Genomic DNA, 15744 nt, shown 5'->3' on the forward strand with positions numbered 1-15744 from the left:
AAGAGCAAACTAGACAAAGCAGAAATGACTCAAAGTATGTCTAGAGTATCTCGTTGTATAGATAATGGCCCAATGGAAGCATTTTGGGGGATGTTAAAATCAGAAATGTATTATCTAAAAAAATTTAATTCTTATGAAGAGTTAGAATCTGCAATTATTGATTATATAAAGTATTACAACAATCACCGTTATCAGAAGAGACTTGAATGTATGACACCAATAGAATACCGAAAGCATATTTTAAAACAAGCATCATAAAAAATGACATCAACCATAATTAAATGATTGATGTCATAGTGATTTTTATTTTTTCCACTGTCTACTTGACAGGGGCATGTTCAATACTATGGGGCTTTTAAAATTTTATTAATAAAAAACACAAAAAAGATACATCTTCAACAAAAAAAAGATATATTCATTCATTATAATAACAATTGAAGAAACATAAAAAATAAAAAAAGGAGATGGTATCAATGAAAAAATTAGTAACAGGTGTTTTATTAGGAGCTACGCTAATTGCGTCTACAGCTATGAGCTTTGCAGCAGAGGATCAAAATGTAAAAGTGAAAGGGGAAGAGGTAATACCTGCTATTAAAATAGAAAGACCAAAGAATATGAAAGCTATTTTCTCAGATAATTCAAAAGATGTAATTATAGATCTTACATATGGTAATGAAGCCATAGAATTTGATGAAAATTTTACACAAATCAATTTAGAAGGTTCGAAAGATAAAGCTATCGAAATAAAGGATGGATCGGAAATTATAGAATTTCAAGGAAGTGATTTAGATAAAATAGAAGGAAAATTTTTAAAAATTGATGCTGCAGAAATTGTTCCAGCGAATTAAAAGTAAATAAAATAATTGAATAATTTTAATTTTTATGATTTTGATGCTAAAAATTAAAAACTAAAACAAAAGGATTGATAAAAAAGAGGAATTTTGGAAAAGAAATTTCTCTTTTTTATCTTAGAAAATTGCATAATTGCATTTTTAAAAAAATTATATAATATAGATATTCCAGTAAAACAATTAATTTATACATATCAAAAATCCTTAGAAGCACTGGATATTTTGATACGTATAAATTAAGTTTTACTATGGGAAATCTATATAGATATTTCAGCAAAACAGTTAATTTATACATTCCTTCACTATATGTGAATTTAAGTTTATTGAATCATCAAATCATAAAATATATAATAAAAATAATATATGGGAAAAACGAGGAGATGAATTTATGGGTTATTCTATATTAGTTATAGAAGATGAGGAAAATATTCGAAAAATAATATCGGACTATTTTAAAGCAGAGAATTATAATGTTATAGAGGCCTGTGATGGTAAGGAAGGAATTGAAAAATTTGGAAAAGAAAAGGTGGATTTAATTATTCTTGATATAATGATGCCTAAATTAGATGGATGGACGGTATGTAGAAGAATACGAAAACAGTCTCAGGTTCCTATCATTATGTTAACTGCAAGAACAGAAGAGGATGATGAATTAATGGGATTTGAGCTAAAGGCAGATGATTATGTGAAAAAACCCTTTAGCCCTGCTGTATTAGTGGCAAGGGCGAAGCTATTATTGATGAGAAAAAAGAATGTCATAAAGGAAAAAGAAGGAATAATGAAAAAACAGGGCTTAAAAGTGGATAAATTGGCAAGGGAGGTTTATATAGATCAGGAGAGGGTTGAATTAACTCCTAAGGAATTTGATATATTATGCTATCTAATGAATCATGAGGGAATGGTTTTTTCAAGGGATCAAATTTTAAATAGTATATGGGACTATGATTTTATAGGAGATACAAGGGTTGTAGATAATCATATTAAAAAACTTCGAAAGGCATTAAAGGATAAATCTTATTTTATACGAACAGTTTTTGGAGTAGGATATAAATTTGAGGTGAAGTAATGAAGAAAAATAAAATTTTTATAAAGCTCTTTGCAATGACAGCGGGAGTAGTAATAATTCTTTTACTCATACAATTTGTTGTTCAGTATTTTTGGTTAGAAGAATTTTATGTTTATAATAAGAAAAAAACTATAGGTAATGATTTGATTACATTAAAAAAGAAAATAGAAGAAAATTTAGTAGGTCGAGAAAAAATAGAGGAGTTTTTAAATAGGTATTCTATAGAAAATGATGTGTTTATTGGCATTTTTGATCGTCAAGGTATGCCTCAATATGGGCTTAGTGGAGAAGATAGTCTTTCATATATCCAAATGAAGGATGATAAGACTGGAGTATATAAAATTTATATGGATGCTTTTTCTAGGAATGATGAACTTATAAAGGCATTGAAGATAGATAAGAGTGTTAATGTAAAGGGTTTGCTTAGGGATTCTGGGCAAAAAGAAGTATATCCACAAAGCGTTATTGTAGAAAATCGAGAATTTTCAGTACAAAATTATAAAGAGATTCCTATAGAAAGTGAAATAATAATAGATGATCCAGAGGGAAATGATCTAATAGCTATGGAAGATATTGAAGACTTTGCAGTAACTATAGAAATAGTAGAGGCGGAAGATATTAATTTAAATGGTTCTATTGTAGATATGAATTTAATAAGTAAAGAGAATTATGGTACCTACTATAGAAGAGAACAATTGCTACAGGAAACTTTTTTATTTTTAGGACAAGAGAAAAATTTAAATATTATTTTTAAAGATAATAAAATTATGAATTATATAAAAATAGACCCTTTCACTGGAATAAAAAATATTATCTTTGTACAGCCCATCCTTGTTAGAAACAATGAACCTATGTTCATGTTTGCAGTAAGCTCCCTTCAGCCTATTGAAAAAACAACAGAAATTATGGAAACTTATTTTATATTTGTGTTGATTACAGCAATGATTTTAGCAATTATTGCAGCTTATTTCTATTCGAAAAAGATTACTGCACCACTGATACATCTAAATGGTATAACTAAAAACCTGGCAAAACTGGATTTTTCTCAAAACTGTAAAGTAGAAACAAATGATGAGATAGAGGATTTGGCTGAAAATATTAATAGTATGTCTGAAAAATTAAAAAAGACTTTGAAGGAATTAAAAAAATCCAATGAAAAATTGAAAGAAGATATTTTATTTAAGGAAAAAATAGAAGAGTTTCGAAAAAGATTTATAGCCGATGCATCCCATGAATTAAAAACTCCTCTGACGGTTATTAAGGGTATTTGTGAAGGTGTAGAAGATGGAATTTATGATTATAAAGATAAGGAGCATTTTAAGAATATTTTAAGGGAAATTAATGATATGAGTCAATTAGTATATGATTTATTAGGAATTTCAAAATTAGAGGCAGATGAAGTGCCATTTAAGAAAGATGTTTTTCAATTATGTGATGTAGTATTGAAAGTTCATAATAAATTAAAACCAATTTTAGAAAATAAGAATTTAGAAGTTGAATTGGATCTAACAGAAGATTTTGTATTGGGAGATGAGGATAAAATTGAAAGGGTTATAGGAAATCTTTACTATAATGCTATTCAATACACACCTGAAAATGGAGAAATAAATATTTATATCCATACAATTGAAAATAAATCTTATTTTAATATAGAAAATAAACCAGCTAAAATTCCTAAAGATGATTTAATGAAAATATGGGAGCCCTTTTATCGTGTAGAAAAATCAAGAAACAAAGCCCTAGGAGGATCGGGATTGGGACTTTATATGGTAAAGGAAATTTTAGATAGGCATAGCAGCCAATATGGTATAGAAAATACTGATGTAGGTGTAAAAGCTTATTTTTCCTTGGAAATTAAAATGGATGATGATGAAGAATGGAGTTGGGACAGAGGGAAAATATATAGATGAGGAAATTGCATAATTCTAATTTGGCAAAATTGCATAATATATATGGTATGGCTTTGGAGATTCCAAAACTATATGTCATAGATAGTTTTTGCAGAAGGTAATTATGCAATTTGCTAAGATGATGAAAAAGAAAATAAATGTAGAAAAAAATCGACAAATAAATTTTTTTGTCGATTTTTTTTATATTAAATATTCCTCTAGGACATAGTAAATAAGAGAAGAACTTTAAATTTTCAAATTGTTTCAAAGTAAAGTGAAGTGATTTAAACTGGTATTTGATTAAGTAAAATGCTAATTTAATATTAGGAGTTATAAAGTATATATTATTTAGCTATAGGTTAAGTGTGCAAATGGTGAGATGAGTGAATGATATAGGAGGATAATTGATGGTTTGTATAAATTCAAGGCAGATTGATATTATTGAATGGCTTATAAAAGAGTATAAACCAATTACTATAAAAAAGATGGCATCAAACTATAAAGTTAGTACAAGGACCATTCGCTATGATCTTGAACTGATTGAAAGTTGGTTAAGTGAAAATAAAGCAACCTTAGTTAAGGTACCTAAAAAGGGAATGAAGTTAAAGGCTCTTTGTGAGAGAGATGTTTTATTGGGGAAATTACATTTCTTATCAGTAGAGAATAGGGTGCTTTCCGATAAAGAAAGAATCAAATATATTGTACTGGAACTATTAATGAGTAGTGCACCTCTAACTATAGAAAACTTAAGTGATAAGCTATTTTTAAGTAAAAATACAATTATTAAAACATTAAAGGGTACAAAAAGATATCTTAAAGAATACAGCCTTCAATTGTCTAAAAGTACAAAGGGTGGTTTCTGTATTGAAGGCAGGGAAGAAAATATCCGAAAACTTCAATTATCTATATTTTTAGATATCTTAGATAGTGAGAATATCTCTAAAATTCTAAGGGAAGAGATAGATTATAGAAATATAAATGATTTAATACTTAATTATAATAGCTTTATTAAAATAGATGATATGAAAAGGTTATCCGATTGTTTGATAAATATTGAAGAAGAATACAATTATTTTTTCACTGATGTAGATTTTATTAAATTAATCTTTTATTTAGTAATAATGATCAATAGACGAAAAAGAGGTAATATCATAGGAAAAACAAGCAATTTATTGGAAGGGACTATTGAATATAGTATAGCAAAACGTTTGACCAATAGAATATACCGTAATCCCGTGGGGGTTGAAGATGGAGAGATAAATGAGCTGGCAAAGTATATAATTGAATCTAAGTCATTTAATACTATCAATGAGCTTAAGGAATTATCCGTCGATGAAATTGCCGATAAGAAAACGATTGACAGTACAAAGAGACTAATATCTTATATTGAGGAAGCAATTAATATTGATATAAAAGATGATGCACAATTGTTTAATGGATTAGTTTTACATTTAAAAAGTGCTATAGCTAGAATTCAAAATAATTCTCAAATAAAAAATATCTATACAGATGAGATTAAAACCAATTATCCATTTGTATATCAAGTGGTAAAAGAAACTATAGAAAAGATGTGGGATGTTTTTGGTGATAATGTAAGCGACAATGAAATTGCTTTTATAGCATTACATGTTCGTGCTGCCTATGAGAGGATTAGCGAAAAATCATCAAGGTATACAGCATTATTAATATGTACTGAGGGGATTTCCTTCTTAAGTATTTTATCTACTAAAATAAAAAAAGAAATATCTAATTTGGATTTAATAGAAACCTGTTCAATACATGATTATCAAAACTTTAAAAAGGATATTGACTTTATTATTTCTACAACTCCCCTTAATGTTAATGAAACCGATGTTGTAACAGTCAGTCCTTTTATGAGTAATGATGATATATATAAGATAAACCAACTTATAATACAATTAAACAAATTTAAAGTTATTTATAAATATAGCTATGAGAATAAAGAAAGGAAGATGCTTATGTTGAAGGACGTTCTAAAGAAGGGATCTATTAAGCTTCAAGTTAAAGCAGATGATTGGGAGGAAGCAATTAAAAAAGCTGGGGATATTTTAGTGGAAGAAGATAAAATTGAGAACTTATATGTTGATAATATGATTCAATCTGTTAAGGATTTAGGACCATATATTGTAATTATGCCTGGTATAGCCTTTGCCCATGCAAGACCTGATGAAACAGTGAAAGAGACTTGTATGAGTATGATTACATTAAATAAACCAGTAAAGTTTGGAAGTAAAGAAAATGACCCCGTAAGCATTGTCTTTGCATTTGGTGCCAATAATGAAGAATCACATTTAAAGGCCCTTCAGGATCTAGCGAAATTTTTATCAGTGGAGAAAAATTTTCAGATGCTTATTAATTCTACTGATATTGATGATATATATAAAAGAATTATTAATGAATAATTGAAAAAATGGAGGAATGAAAATGTCAAAACAATTAAAGGTTTTAGCTGTATGTGGATTTGGAGTGGGAACGAGTTTGCTTTTGAAAATGAATATTGCCGATGTGCTAAGAGAGAATGGAATAGACGCTGAAACAGAAAATGCAGATATTACAACAGCGGCCTCCTGTTCAGCGGATATAATTTTTACATCTAATGAACTTTATGATCAACTTGTTAGCAAAGTGGACATCCCTTTAGTAAAAATCAACAATTTTATGGACAAAAATGAAATAGAAGAAAAGGGTATGGATGCTATTAAAAAATTACTTTAAAGGTTTTAGTCTGAACTATTTTAATGAATAAAACCTAATGCCTAAGGGTTTTAGGTTTTGTTATAAATATTACACTAGGAGGAGTTATATGGGAATTATTAGTTACTTAACCAACAATATTTTTAAACAACCACCAATTCTATTAGGGTTAATAGCCTTAGTTGGCCTGTTAGTCCAGAGAAAGAACTTCAGTGACATAATTAAGGGTACCTTTAAGACGATTATCGGAGTTATCGTATTATTTAAAGGTGTGAATATTATTAGTTCAGCAATTTCACCATTAGCAGGGGCGTTTTCAACACTGTATGCTCTACCTAAGGGAAATCAATTTGATCCAAATGCATGGGTAAATTTCATTGGATCCTATGGTAGTGAAATCGGTATAGTAATTCTTTTCGCATTTATAATTAACCTAATCGTAGCAAGAATAACACCAGTGAAGAACATATTCTTAACAGGACATATATTCTTTTGGATGTCTTATATATTCGTGGCAGTAGGCGTTGAATCAGGATTATCGGGAACAGGATTAATTATATTTGCAACCATATTTTTATCAATCTATATAATAGTAACACCAGCTTTGATGAGACCTTTAGTAAAGAAAGTAACTGGAACTGATCAATTTACCGTAGGTCATTCTACTACTATATTCTGTTTTATAGGAGCTGGAATAGGAAAATTATTAGGTAATAAGGAAAATTCCACAGAAGACTTAAAGGTACCAAAATATCTAGACTTCTTTAAGGAAACTACAATTGCAACATCATTGATCTTATTTTTCACCTATATAATTGTAGGTTTAATTATAGGAAGTGAAGCTAGACAAGCTGTCTTTGGTGGAGCCGTAGGAACAATAGGAACTATAGGCGGTATGAAATATGATTTATTTAGTTTCAGCTTAATGGCAGGACTAACCTTCGGAGCAGGTCTTACAGTATTATTAGCCGGTGTTCGTTTAATGCTTGGAGAAATAGTTCCAGCCTTTAAGGGGATATCTGATAAATTAATACCAAATTCAGTTCCTGCATTGGATGTGCCAATGATATTTCCCTATGCACCAAATGCATTAACAATAGGGTTCTTGGCAAGCATGGTTACCAGTATATTAACAATAGTAATAATGGCATCAGCGGGAGCTATGACCTATGCAATAATTCCCCTTACAGTGGCTTGTTTCTTTGATATTGCTCCAAGTGCAATTATTGCAAATGCCTATGGGGGACGTCGAGGTGCAGTAATTGCCAGCGCCATAAATGGTATAGCTATGGTTTTATTAGTTAGTTTTGCAATGCCAGTCATATTCAATACAGTAGCAGGATTTAATCAAGCCTTTGGTGGTAATGACTTTTCATTATGGGCAATAATAGGGTCATTATTTTCTAAGATGTTTTAATTGATATCAATATAAAAATATGACATACACCTGGTGTGTGTCATATTTTTAGCAAAATTTGTGGAGGTGCAGTATGAAATTTGGAATACACTTATCAACTTTTACAAGGGAATGGTCAGAAGATCTATTGCAATATATACCTGTTGTAAAGGAATATGGCTATGATGGAGTGGAAATTCCATTAATGTCGCCGGATGAATTAGATTTGATAAAGATAAAAAAATTATTAAATCAATATAAGCTTCAATGCACCTGTGGAACTGGAATGAATCCCCAGAGGGATATATCATCGGCAAATTGGGAAATTAGACAAAATGGTATAGAACATCTAAAAAAATGTATTAATATATCCAGTGAATTAAATAGTGATTGTCTGGCAGGAGTTCTTTATGCTCCCTGGGGGCAATTAAAAATGAGAAGTAAGGCAAAGGACGATATAAAAAGAAGCTTAGATGCTTTAAATGAAATAGGTAGATACGCAGATGAGAAAGGCGTGGTACTTGCAATTGAGATTTTAAATCGATATGAATCTTATTTTATGAATACAGTTAGGGAAGGAAAGGAATATCTTAAAAAAATTAATAATGATAATATTAAGCTTCATTTTGACACATTTCACTCTAATATAGAGGAAAAGAATATATATCAGGCTATAGTTGAAGGTGGTAAAGATATTTATCATATTCACTTTTGTGAGAATGACAGAGGAATACCGGGTAGTGGAAGCATAAACTGGGAAGAAGTTAAAAGAGGTATAAATGATATCGCCTATGATAGATGGATTATTTTAGAAAATTTCGTTATGCCTGAATGTGGTGTAGGTAGAGACGTTTATATATGGAGAGAAATAGAGAAAAGTGGCAGTAATGCAGCTGAAAAGGGAATAAAATTTATGAAAAATCTCTTTGGGGAGGTATAAGGAAATGCTAAATTCAAATCAAGTTAAAGAAATGCTCATAGATATTGCAGATATGTATATAGAGAAAAAGGAAGAATTATCAAAATATGATGCAGTAATAGGTGATGGTGACCATGGAATTACTATGGCAAGGGGAGCCAAAGCTGCAAAGGAAAAATTGATTAATACAGAGGAAGGAACATGCAGAGATTATTTTAAATTATATGGAAGAACATTAGTCTCTACTATAGGAGGTGCCATGGGGCCATTATTTGGTTCAATTTTCCTAGAGCTATCTAAAGCATGTAAGGGTAATGAAACCTTTGGTATAAATGAATTATCTATTGGGATATCAGAAGCTGAAAAGAAAGTATGCGATTTAGGTGGAGCAAAGGTTGGAGATAAAACTATGGTTGATGCTTTGCATCCTACTGCAGAAGCTTTAATGGAAGCTAAGAAAAATGAAGATGATTTACAAAAAGCTTTAAAGAAGGCAGTAGAGGCGGCAAAGCTTGGGGTTCAATCTACAATCCCATTGGTGGCTAAAAGGGGACGTTCCAAGTATCTTCAAGAAAAGGCTATTGGTCATCAAGATGCTGGAGCCACATCAATTTATTATTTAATTAAAGAAATAGACAGATACCTAGGTAATAAGGGGAGTGATAAAAGTGAAATCTAAGAAATTTATTAATGATCCAGATAATATAGTTGAAGATACAATAGAAGGGTTTATAAACGCCTATGGAGATAGAATAAAAAAACTTTCTAATAGTGATGTAATTATAAGAAAAAACTTAGAAAAGGGTAAGGTTGGTTTAGTCATAGGTAATGGCTCGGGACATGAGCCGGCTTGTATTGGATTTGTAGGCAAGAATATGCTAACTGCCAATGGTTATGGTGGCATATTTGCAGCACCAGGCCCCGATACATTATACGATGCCATAGAGGCAGCAGACACAGGGGAAGGGGTATGTGTTTTAATTTCCAATCATGCTGGGGATGTAATAAATTCTAAAATGGCAATAGATATGGCTCAGGATGATGATATAAATTGTGAGGGTGTAATTTTGTATGATGATATAGCTTCATCGCCTAAGGGACAGGAAGAAGAAAGAAGAGGTACAGCAGGAACCCTATTTAGTTATAAAATTGTAGGCTCCTATGCTGAAGAAGGTCACAGCTTAGAAAAGGTAGTAAAAATGGCAAAGAAGGTTAGGGATAATACGAGAACCTTAACTGTTGCAACGGTACCAGGAACATCTCCTATAACCGGTTATAAAATGTTTGAAATAGATGATGATGAAATAGAAATAGGGATGGGAGTACATGGAGAAGCTGCTGCCCATACAATGAAGATTTCCACAGCAGAAGAAATTGCAAAGGTTATGTGTGAAAGATTAATAGAGGACAAGCCCTATTTAGAAGGGGATGAAATTACTGTAATAGTTAATGGATGTGGACAAACCACTTATATGGAGCTCCTTATTTTCTATAATGAAGTCCAGAAAATTCTTAATGAGAAGGGTATAAAAATTTATAAGCCAGCCATTGGAAATTTTATTACAACTCAAGAGATGGGTGGAATAGCCCTTGGATTTTGTAAACTAGATGATGAAATGAAAAAAATGTGGGCAAAGGAAACTGATGCACCGGGATTTAATATATAGATAACCATAGAATAAGTAGGTGAATATATGAAATTAAATACAATGAAGGCTTTATTGGATGATGCAGAAAAGAAGAAGGCAGGTATTGCTGCAATCAATATCAGTAATATGGAAACTATTAATGCCGTTATGGAAGCAGCGTCGGTGGCTGAGTTTCCAGTTATACTTCAAATTGCACCAATCCAATTGAAGGTACAAAGAATTTCTTACAGAGAAATATTCAAAATAGTGGCAATATTGGGAAAAAAGTTTAATATTGAAACAGCTCTTCATTTAGATCATGCTGAAAAAATAGAAGAATGTATAAAGGCCATAGATGCAGGATTTACCTCCGTGATGTACGATGGGTCAAGTATATCCCTAGAGGAAAATATGGAAAATTCTAGTAAAGTTGTATCCTATGCTAAGGATAGGGGTGTAAGCGTTGAAGCAGAGCTTGGCAGGGTTGCAGGAGCAGAAGGACAGGAAGAAAATTTCCTTAAAGGTCTGATGACAGATCCAAAGCTTGCAGGATCTTTTGTAAAGGAAACTGGTATTGATTCCTTGGCAGTATCAATAGGAAATGCCCATGGTCATTATAAATATGAACCAAAGCTTGATTTTCAAAGATTAGAAGAAATAAATAAAGAGGCAAAGATTCCATTGGTATTACATGGAGGTACTGGTATTCCAGATAAGGATATAAGAAAGGCTATAAAACTGGGAATTAGAAAAATTAATTTTTTTACAGAAATAGATCGTGAGTTTGTTCAGGGCTTTATAGATGCATATAGGGAAAATGAAAATATATATATGATGAATGGTCAAGATGCAGGACAAAATAGGATGTTAAAAAAAGCAATAGAAAAAATTAAGCTTTGCAGAGGTTACTAAAAGGAGGCAAACTATGAAAATCGGATTATTATCATTTGGCTTTCCTAATTTTAGATACGATATTGCCCAAGATTATTTAAATAGTTCAATAAAAAAATTAAGAAGCAAGAAATATAATCTTGTGTACAAAGATACTGTTCTGATTGAAGAAGGGGCAATTGAAAATGGATTAAATGAAATAAGAAAAGAAAATGTGGATTTATTGATTATTCAATGTGGCACCTATTCCCTTGGAAGTGCCATGACAAAGGTAATTGAGTTATTTAGAGAAACACCTTTACTATTATGGGGATTTAGGGAGCCCTACCTTAAGGACTATAGGGGACTGCCCCTAAACTCACTATGTGGATTAAATATGTATGGAAGCTTTTTAAAGAAAGCAGAGAAAAAGTATAGCTATGTATATGGAGATATAGATGAGGATAGGGTTTATGAAAAAATAGATAGAGTAATAAAGGCTATTGAAGTTAAGACAAAATTAAACAAAAGTAAGTTTTGCATAATTGGTGGAAGGGTTCCAGGATTTTACTTATCAAATGTTGATGAACTTCAATTTAGATTTAAAATAGGCCCGGAAATAAAATATTATTCTATAGCAAGTCTTTTAAAGGATGCAGATGAAATAAATGATAAAAGGGTGGAAGAAGAGGTTAAGAAAATTAAAAGTGAAGCAGAGATTAAAACAACCAATGAAATGCTGGAAAAATCCGCTAGAATCTATTTGGCAATAAAGGATTTTAAAGAGGCAAATAAAATAGATGCCTTTACTATAAAATGTTGGCCTGAATTTCAATCCTTATATAATTGCAGTGTATGTGGTGTTGTGTCTAGATTAAACAATAAAGGAATTATGACTTCCTGTGAAGGGGATGTAACAGGATTGGCTACAATGTATATCCAGTATCTAATTACAAATAAACCAAGTTTCTTTGTTGATTTGGTTAATGTCAATGATAAAGGAATTGCCAAGGTATGGCACTGTGGTCCAGCCCCAATATCCCTTGCTAAGGATAGTTGCAGAGCAAAATATATTGAGCACCCAACTATTAAAAATGGAATAGGGTTTGCAACTGAATTCAAAATGAAGCAAGGAAGATTAGTAATGTTAAAGCTTAAAGAAGATAAGGATGGATACGCTTTATTTATGGCTAAGGGTACAGGTATTGAAGAAGACAGAGAGTTAGTTGCTAATCAAGCAGATATAAAATTTGATATACCAGCAGAAAAAGTTATAGATACCATAATGGATAATGGGATAGAGCATCATTATGCCATTGCTTATGATGATATAGAAAAGGAATTGATGGAAGTATGTAAATGGATGGATATAGAGGTACTAAAAAACTAAGAAGGGAGATAATATGAGACAACAAGATAGAATTATTTATGCAGCTGGATATTATCCACTAATGCAGGAAAAACAGGATTGGAAAAAAGATTTAAGATTAATGAAGGAATCGGGCATTCAATTAATAAGAACAGCTGAATTATTTAATACTTGGGATCGTATTGAGCCAGAAAAAGGAAAATTTAAATTTGAGTTTTTAGATGAATTCTTTGACCTATGTCAGGAGTATGGTATGAAGATACTATTAGGGACAGGTACAGCAGCACCGCCATACTGGATTCATAAGGAATATCCAGATTCTAATATATTAAATAATCATGGAGAACAATATCCTAACAATGTGTCGTATACATGGGCATGTATTGATCATAAGGGATATTTAGAAGAAAGTGAAAGATATATAAATACATTAGTAAATCGTTATAAGGATCATCCAGCCCTTTATGCATATCAAATCCATAATGAAATAGGATTTCCCTTTATGCCATTAAAGGATGGAGATATAGATATTTACTGCTATTGTGAGCATACTCAAAAAAAATATAGAAAATGGTTAAAAGAAAAATATCAGTCCTTGGATGCATTAAATTATGCCTATAGATGGGGCGCTACAAATACATGCCATACTACATGGGATGAAATCGAACCTCCAAGGACTAAGCCTACAAGCTGGTCAAGTGTAACGAGATGGCTGGATTGGAGATTGTTTTCAATGGAGAACTACGTGGATTTTGTAAGCTGGCAGAACAAGCTTATTAAAAAGATAGATTCTAAGCATCCAACATCTACAAATATATTCTTCTTAAAATCCCAAGACCCACTGGGAGTTTTAACAGCCCTTGACCAGTTTGAAATGGCAAAGGTTGTAGATCATATAGGTTATGATTTATACCCCGGTAGTGGAAATAAATTAGAGTCAAAACCAGAGTTTGCATCTATGTTTTTAGATATGTCAACAAGTACAGCAAAACCCCTTGAAAAAGATTACTGGCTTCTTGAAACGGAAAGTGGCCCAATTAATGGATGGGTAATGGGGCCCAGTAGAAATGTTAAAGGATTTGATTTAGTTAGAAATGTCTTTGAAGCTATAGCCCACGATGCTAAATTAACACTATATCAAGGATGGAGACAATGGGATTTTCAACCCCTCCATTGGGGTGGTATTGTAGATTTGGACGGCAATCCTACTGAGCGAACAAAGGCAGCAGAAAAAATCGGTTCAATATTAAATAAATATGGCGAAGAAATATTTGATGCAAAGAATCCTGTAGGAGAAGTGGCAATCCTTATATCAAAGGAAAATGCTATAGTTCTTAATGGTATGGGTCAGGAAAAATATCTTTTAGAAGCGATGCGGGGAGCATATAGAGTATTTTGGGAAAAGGGGTATATGGTGGATTTTATAACCCCTGATCAATTTAAAAGCGGCTATGCCAATAAATATAAAGCTGTTTATATGCCTTTAATGGCAGTTATAGATGAAGATTTAAGTAAGGATTTAGAAAAATATGTACAACAAGGTGGTATATTAATTGGAACACCAAGATGCGGAATGTTAGGTAAAAATGGATGGTATAATCATCAAATTCCATGTTTTAATTTATCCCATGTATTTGGCTTAAAAGTAGAAGGTGTCTATGCCAATACAAAACCCAATGTAACATTTAACTCTAAAAACTATTCTGGTATTTGGCATAGGGAGACATTGTCCATAAATTCCGATACTGCTAAAGTCTTAGCAAGATTTAATGATGATACACCGGCAGTCACACTTAATTCATATGGTAAGGGATATGGATTATACTTTGGAACCCATGGAGATGCTGCTTATTTAAAGGAACAATCTTATTTACTATGGGATGTAATCGATAATGTACTATTAGACCACGGAGTAGAACCAAAGCTGCAATTGGAATATACAAATAGAAAATATAAAGAGGTTGATGGTCACTATTTAGAAGGAGATAAGAGGGGCTATATATTTATAACAAACTATGTTACTGAGAATCATCCTAATTTCTTTATAGATGGTAAGAAAAATGTAAGGATATCTTTAAAGGAAAATAGAAAGTTTACTAAAGCTGTAGACCTGATAAATGGTGATATATACCCAATAAATTGTGAAGATGGAAAATTAAAATGTAATGTTACTATAAATAAAAATGAAGTCTTATTACTGAAAATAACATAGATAATTGGGGGCAATTAAATGAAGAATATTGAAGATATTAAATGCTTCGTGCTAGATATGGATGGGACCTTTTATCTAGGAAATGAATTAATAGATGGCTCACTGGATTTTCTAGAAACATTAAAATCTCAAAAAAAAGAGTTTTTATTTTTGACAAATAATTCATCTAAAAATAAATATGCATATGTTGACAAGCTTAAAAATTTAGGCTTAGAGATTGATGCAGATCGTGTATTTACATCGGGGGAAGCAACAACTATATATTTAAATAAGGAAAAACCCGGTGCAAAGGTGTTTTTATTAGGAACAAAGCTTCTTGAAGAAGAATTTATTAAATCTGGATTTAAATTGATTAAGGACAGAAGTGAAGACCCTGATTTTGTAGTTCTTGGTTTTGATACTACATTGACCTATGACAAGTTGTGGACTGCCTGTGACTTTATAAGGGAGGGGGTTGAATATATTGCCACTCATCCTGATTTCAATTGTCCCTTGGAAGATTCTAAATTTATGCCCGATGCCGGGGCTATGATAGAGTTTATAGAGGCATCAACAGATAAAAGACCCTATATTGTAGGAAAGCCTAATAGAACAATAATAGATTCCCTATGTGAAAAGTATGGTTACAAAAAAGAGGATGTGGCTATGGTTGGCGATAGACTGTATACCGATATAAAAACAGGGGAAAATGCAGGTATTACTTCTATATTAGTATTATCCGGTGAAACTACCATTGATAGTTATAATAATTCAAAAATAAATGCCGACTATGTATATCCTTCATTAAAGGAGATAAATGAAGAACTAATGGCTAGGGGTTAAGGAGGTA

14 protein-coding genes are annotated in these 15744 nt (G+C 31.5%); all 14 read left to right on the forward strand.

From position 1 onward, the window contains the following. A partial coding sequence (locus B5X81_RS24370) for an IS3 family transposase (protein WP_139380462.1) occupies positions 1-258 on the forward strand: 258 nt, incomplete at its 5' end. 215 nt (positions 259-473) lie between these two features. After that, entirely contained in the window at positions 474-848 is a 375-nt protein-coding gene (locus B5X81_RS24375; protein WP_079495640.1) for a hypothetical protein, read from the forward strand. A 391-nt stretch (positions 849-1239) separates the two neighbouring features. Further along, positions 1240-1917, forward strand: a complete 678-nt coding sequence (locus tag B5X81_RS24380; protein ID WP_079495641.1) for a response regulator transcription factor — start codon at positions 1240-1242, stop codon at positions 1915-1917. Beyond that, entirely contained in the window at positions 1917-3827 is a 1911-nt protein-coding gene (locus tag B5X81_RS24385; protein ID WP_079495642.1) for a sensor histidine kinase, read from the forward strand. The genes B5X81_RS24380 and B5X81_RS24385 overlap by 1 nt, the downstream gene beginning before the upstream one ends. Before the next feature lie 386 nt (positions 3828-4213). Further along, positions 4214-6229 (forward strand): BglG family transcription antiterminator, encoded by a 2016-nt coding sequence (locus tag B5X81_RS24390; RefSeq protein ID WP_079495643.1) that lies wholly within the window; start codon positions 4214-4216, stop codon positions 6227-6229. A 22-nt stretch (positions 6230-6251) separates the two neighbouring features. Beyond that, positions 6252-6542, forward strand: coding sequence for a PTS sugar transporter subunit IIB (locus tag B5X81_RS24395; protein WP_079495644.1), 291 nt, complete (start codon positions 6252-6254; stop codon positions 6540-6542). 88 nt (positions 6543-6630) lie between these two features. Continuing rightward, entirely contained in the window at positions 6631-7938 is a 1308-nt protein-coding gene (locus tag B5X81_RS24400; protein ID WP_079495645.1) for a PTS ascorbate transporter subunit IIC, read from the forward strand. Positions 7939-8011: 73 nt separating this feature from the next. Continuing rightward, on the forward strand, positions 8012-8857 hold the full coding sequence (locus B5X81_RS24405) for a sugar phosphate isomerase/epimerase family protein (protein ID WP_079495646.1): 846 nt from the start codon (positions 8012-8014) through the stop codon (positions 8855-8857). A 4-nt stretch (positions 8858-8861) separates the two neighbouring features. Beyond that, a complete protein-coding gene (dhaL, locus tag B5X81_RS24410; protein WP_079495647.1) occupies positions 8862-9515 on the forward strand; it encodes a dihydroxyacetone kinase subunit DhaL in 654 nt (217 codons plus the stop codon). Further along, a complete protein-coding gene (locus tag B5X81_RS24415; protein ID WP_170917596.1) occupies positions 9505-10503 on the forward strand; it encodes a dihydroxyacetone kinase subunit DhaK in 999 nt (332 codons plus the stop codon). The genes dhaL and B5X81_RS24415 overlap by 11 nt, the downstream gene beginning before the upstream one ends. A gap of 27 nt (positions 10504-10530) precedes the next feature. Continuing rightward, complete coding sequence (locus B5X81_RS24420; protein ID WP_079495649.1) at positions 10531-11376, forward strand: class II fructose-bisphosphate aldolase; 846 nt, start codon at positions 10531-10533, stop codon at positions 11374-11376. Between the two features lie 13 nt (positions 11377-11389). Continuing rightward, positions 11390-12724, forward strand: coding sequence for an L-fucose/L-arabinose isomerase family protein (locus B5X81_RS24425; protein WP_079495650.1), 1335 nt, complete (start codon positions 11390-11392; stop codon positions 12722-12724). A gap of 13 nt (positions 12725-12737) precedes the next feature. Beyond that, positions 12738-14915, forward strand: a complete 2178-nt coding sequence (locus B5X81_RS24430) for a beta-galactosidase (RefSeq protein ID WP_079495651.1) — start codon at positions 12738-12740, stop codon at positions 14913-14915. An 18-nt stretch (positions 14916-14933) separates the two neighbouring features. Beyond that, positions 14934-15737: an HAD-IIA family hydrolase gene (locus B5X81_RS24435; protein ID WP_079495652.1), complete on the forward strand. Its 804-nt coding sequence runs from the start codon at positions 14934-14936 to the stop codon at positions 15735-15737. Positions 15738-15744: the final 7 nt, after the last annotated feature.

The sequence above is a fragment of the Maledivibacter halophilus genome (assembly GCF_900167445.1).
GTDB lineage: Bacteria > Bacillota > Clostridia > Peptostreptococcales > Caminicellaceae > Maledivibacter > Maledivibacter halophilus.

Bases quoted from the DNA above. Each gene is read 5' to 3' on its own strand.
- B5X81_RS24390 (WP_079495643.1), top strand. From the start codon at position 4,214: ATGGTTTGTATAAATTCAAGGCAGATTGATATTATTGAATGGCTTATA.
- B5X81_RS24385 (WP_079495642.1), top strand. From the start codon at position 1,917: ATGAAGAAAAATAAAATTTTTATAAAGCTCTTTGCAATGACAGCGGGA.
- B5X81_RS24435 (WP_079495652.1), top strand. From the start codon at position 14,934: ATGAAGAATATTGAAGATATTAAATGCTTCGTGCTAGATATGGATGGG.
- dhaL (WP_079495647.1), top strand. From the start codon at position 8,862: ATGCTAAATTCAAATCAAGTTAAAGAAATGCTCATAGATATTGCAGAT.
- B5X81_RS24380 (WP_079495641.1), top strand. From the start codon at position 1,240: ATGGGTTATTCTATATTAGTTATAGAAGATGAGGAAAATATTCGAAAA.
- B5X81_RS24400 (WP_079495645.1), top strand. From the start codon at position 6,631: ATGGGAATTATTAGTTACTTAACCAACAATATTTTTAAACAACCACCA.
- B5X81_RS24395 (WP_079495644.1), top strand. From the start codon at position 6,252: ATGTCAAAACAATTAAAGGTTTTAGCTGTATGTGGATTTGGAGTGGGA.
- B5X81_RS24405 (WP_079495646.1), top strand. From the start codon at position 8,012: ATGAAATTTGGAATACACTTATCAACTTTTACAAGGGAATGGTCAGAA.
- B5X81_RS24420 (WP_079495649.1), top strand. From the start codon at position 10,531: ATGAAATTAAATACAATGAAGGCTTTATTGGATGATGCAGAAAAGAAG.
- B5X81_RS24430 (WP_079495651.1), top strand. From the start codon at position 12,738: ATGAGACAACAAGATAGAATTATTTATGCAGCTGGATATTATCCACTA.
- B5X81_RS24375 (WP_079495640.1), top strand. From the start codon at position 474: ATGAAAAAATTAGTAACAGGTGTTTTATTAGGAGCTACGCTAATTGCG.
- B5X81_RS24425 (WP_079495650.1), top strand. From the start codon at position 11,390: ATGAAAATCGGATTATTATCATTTGGCTTTCCTAATTTTAGATACGAT.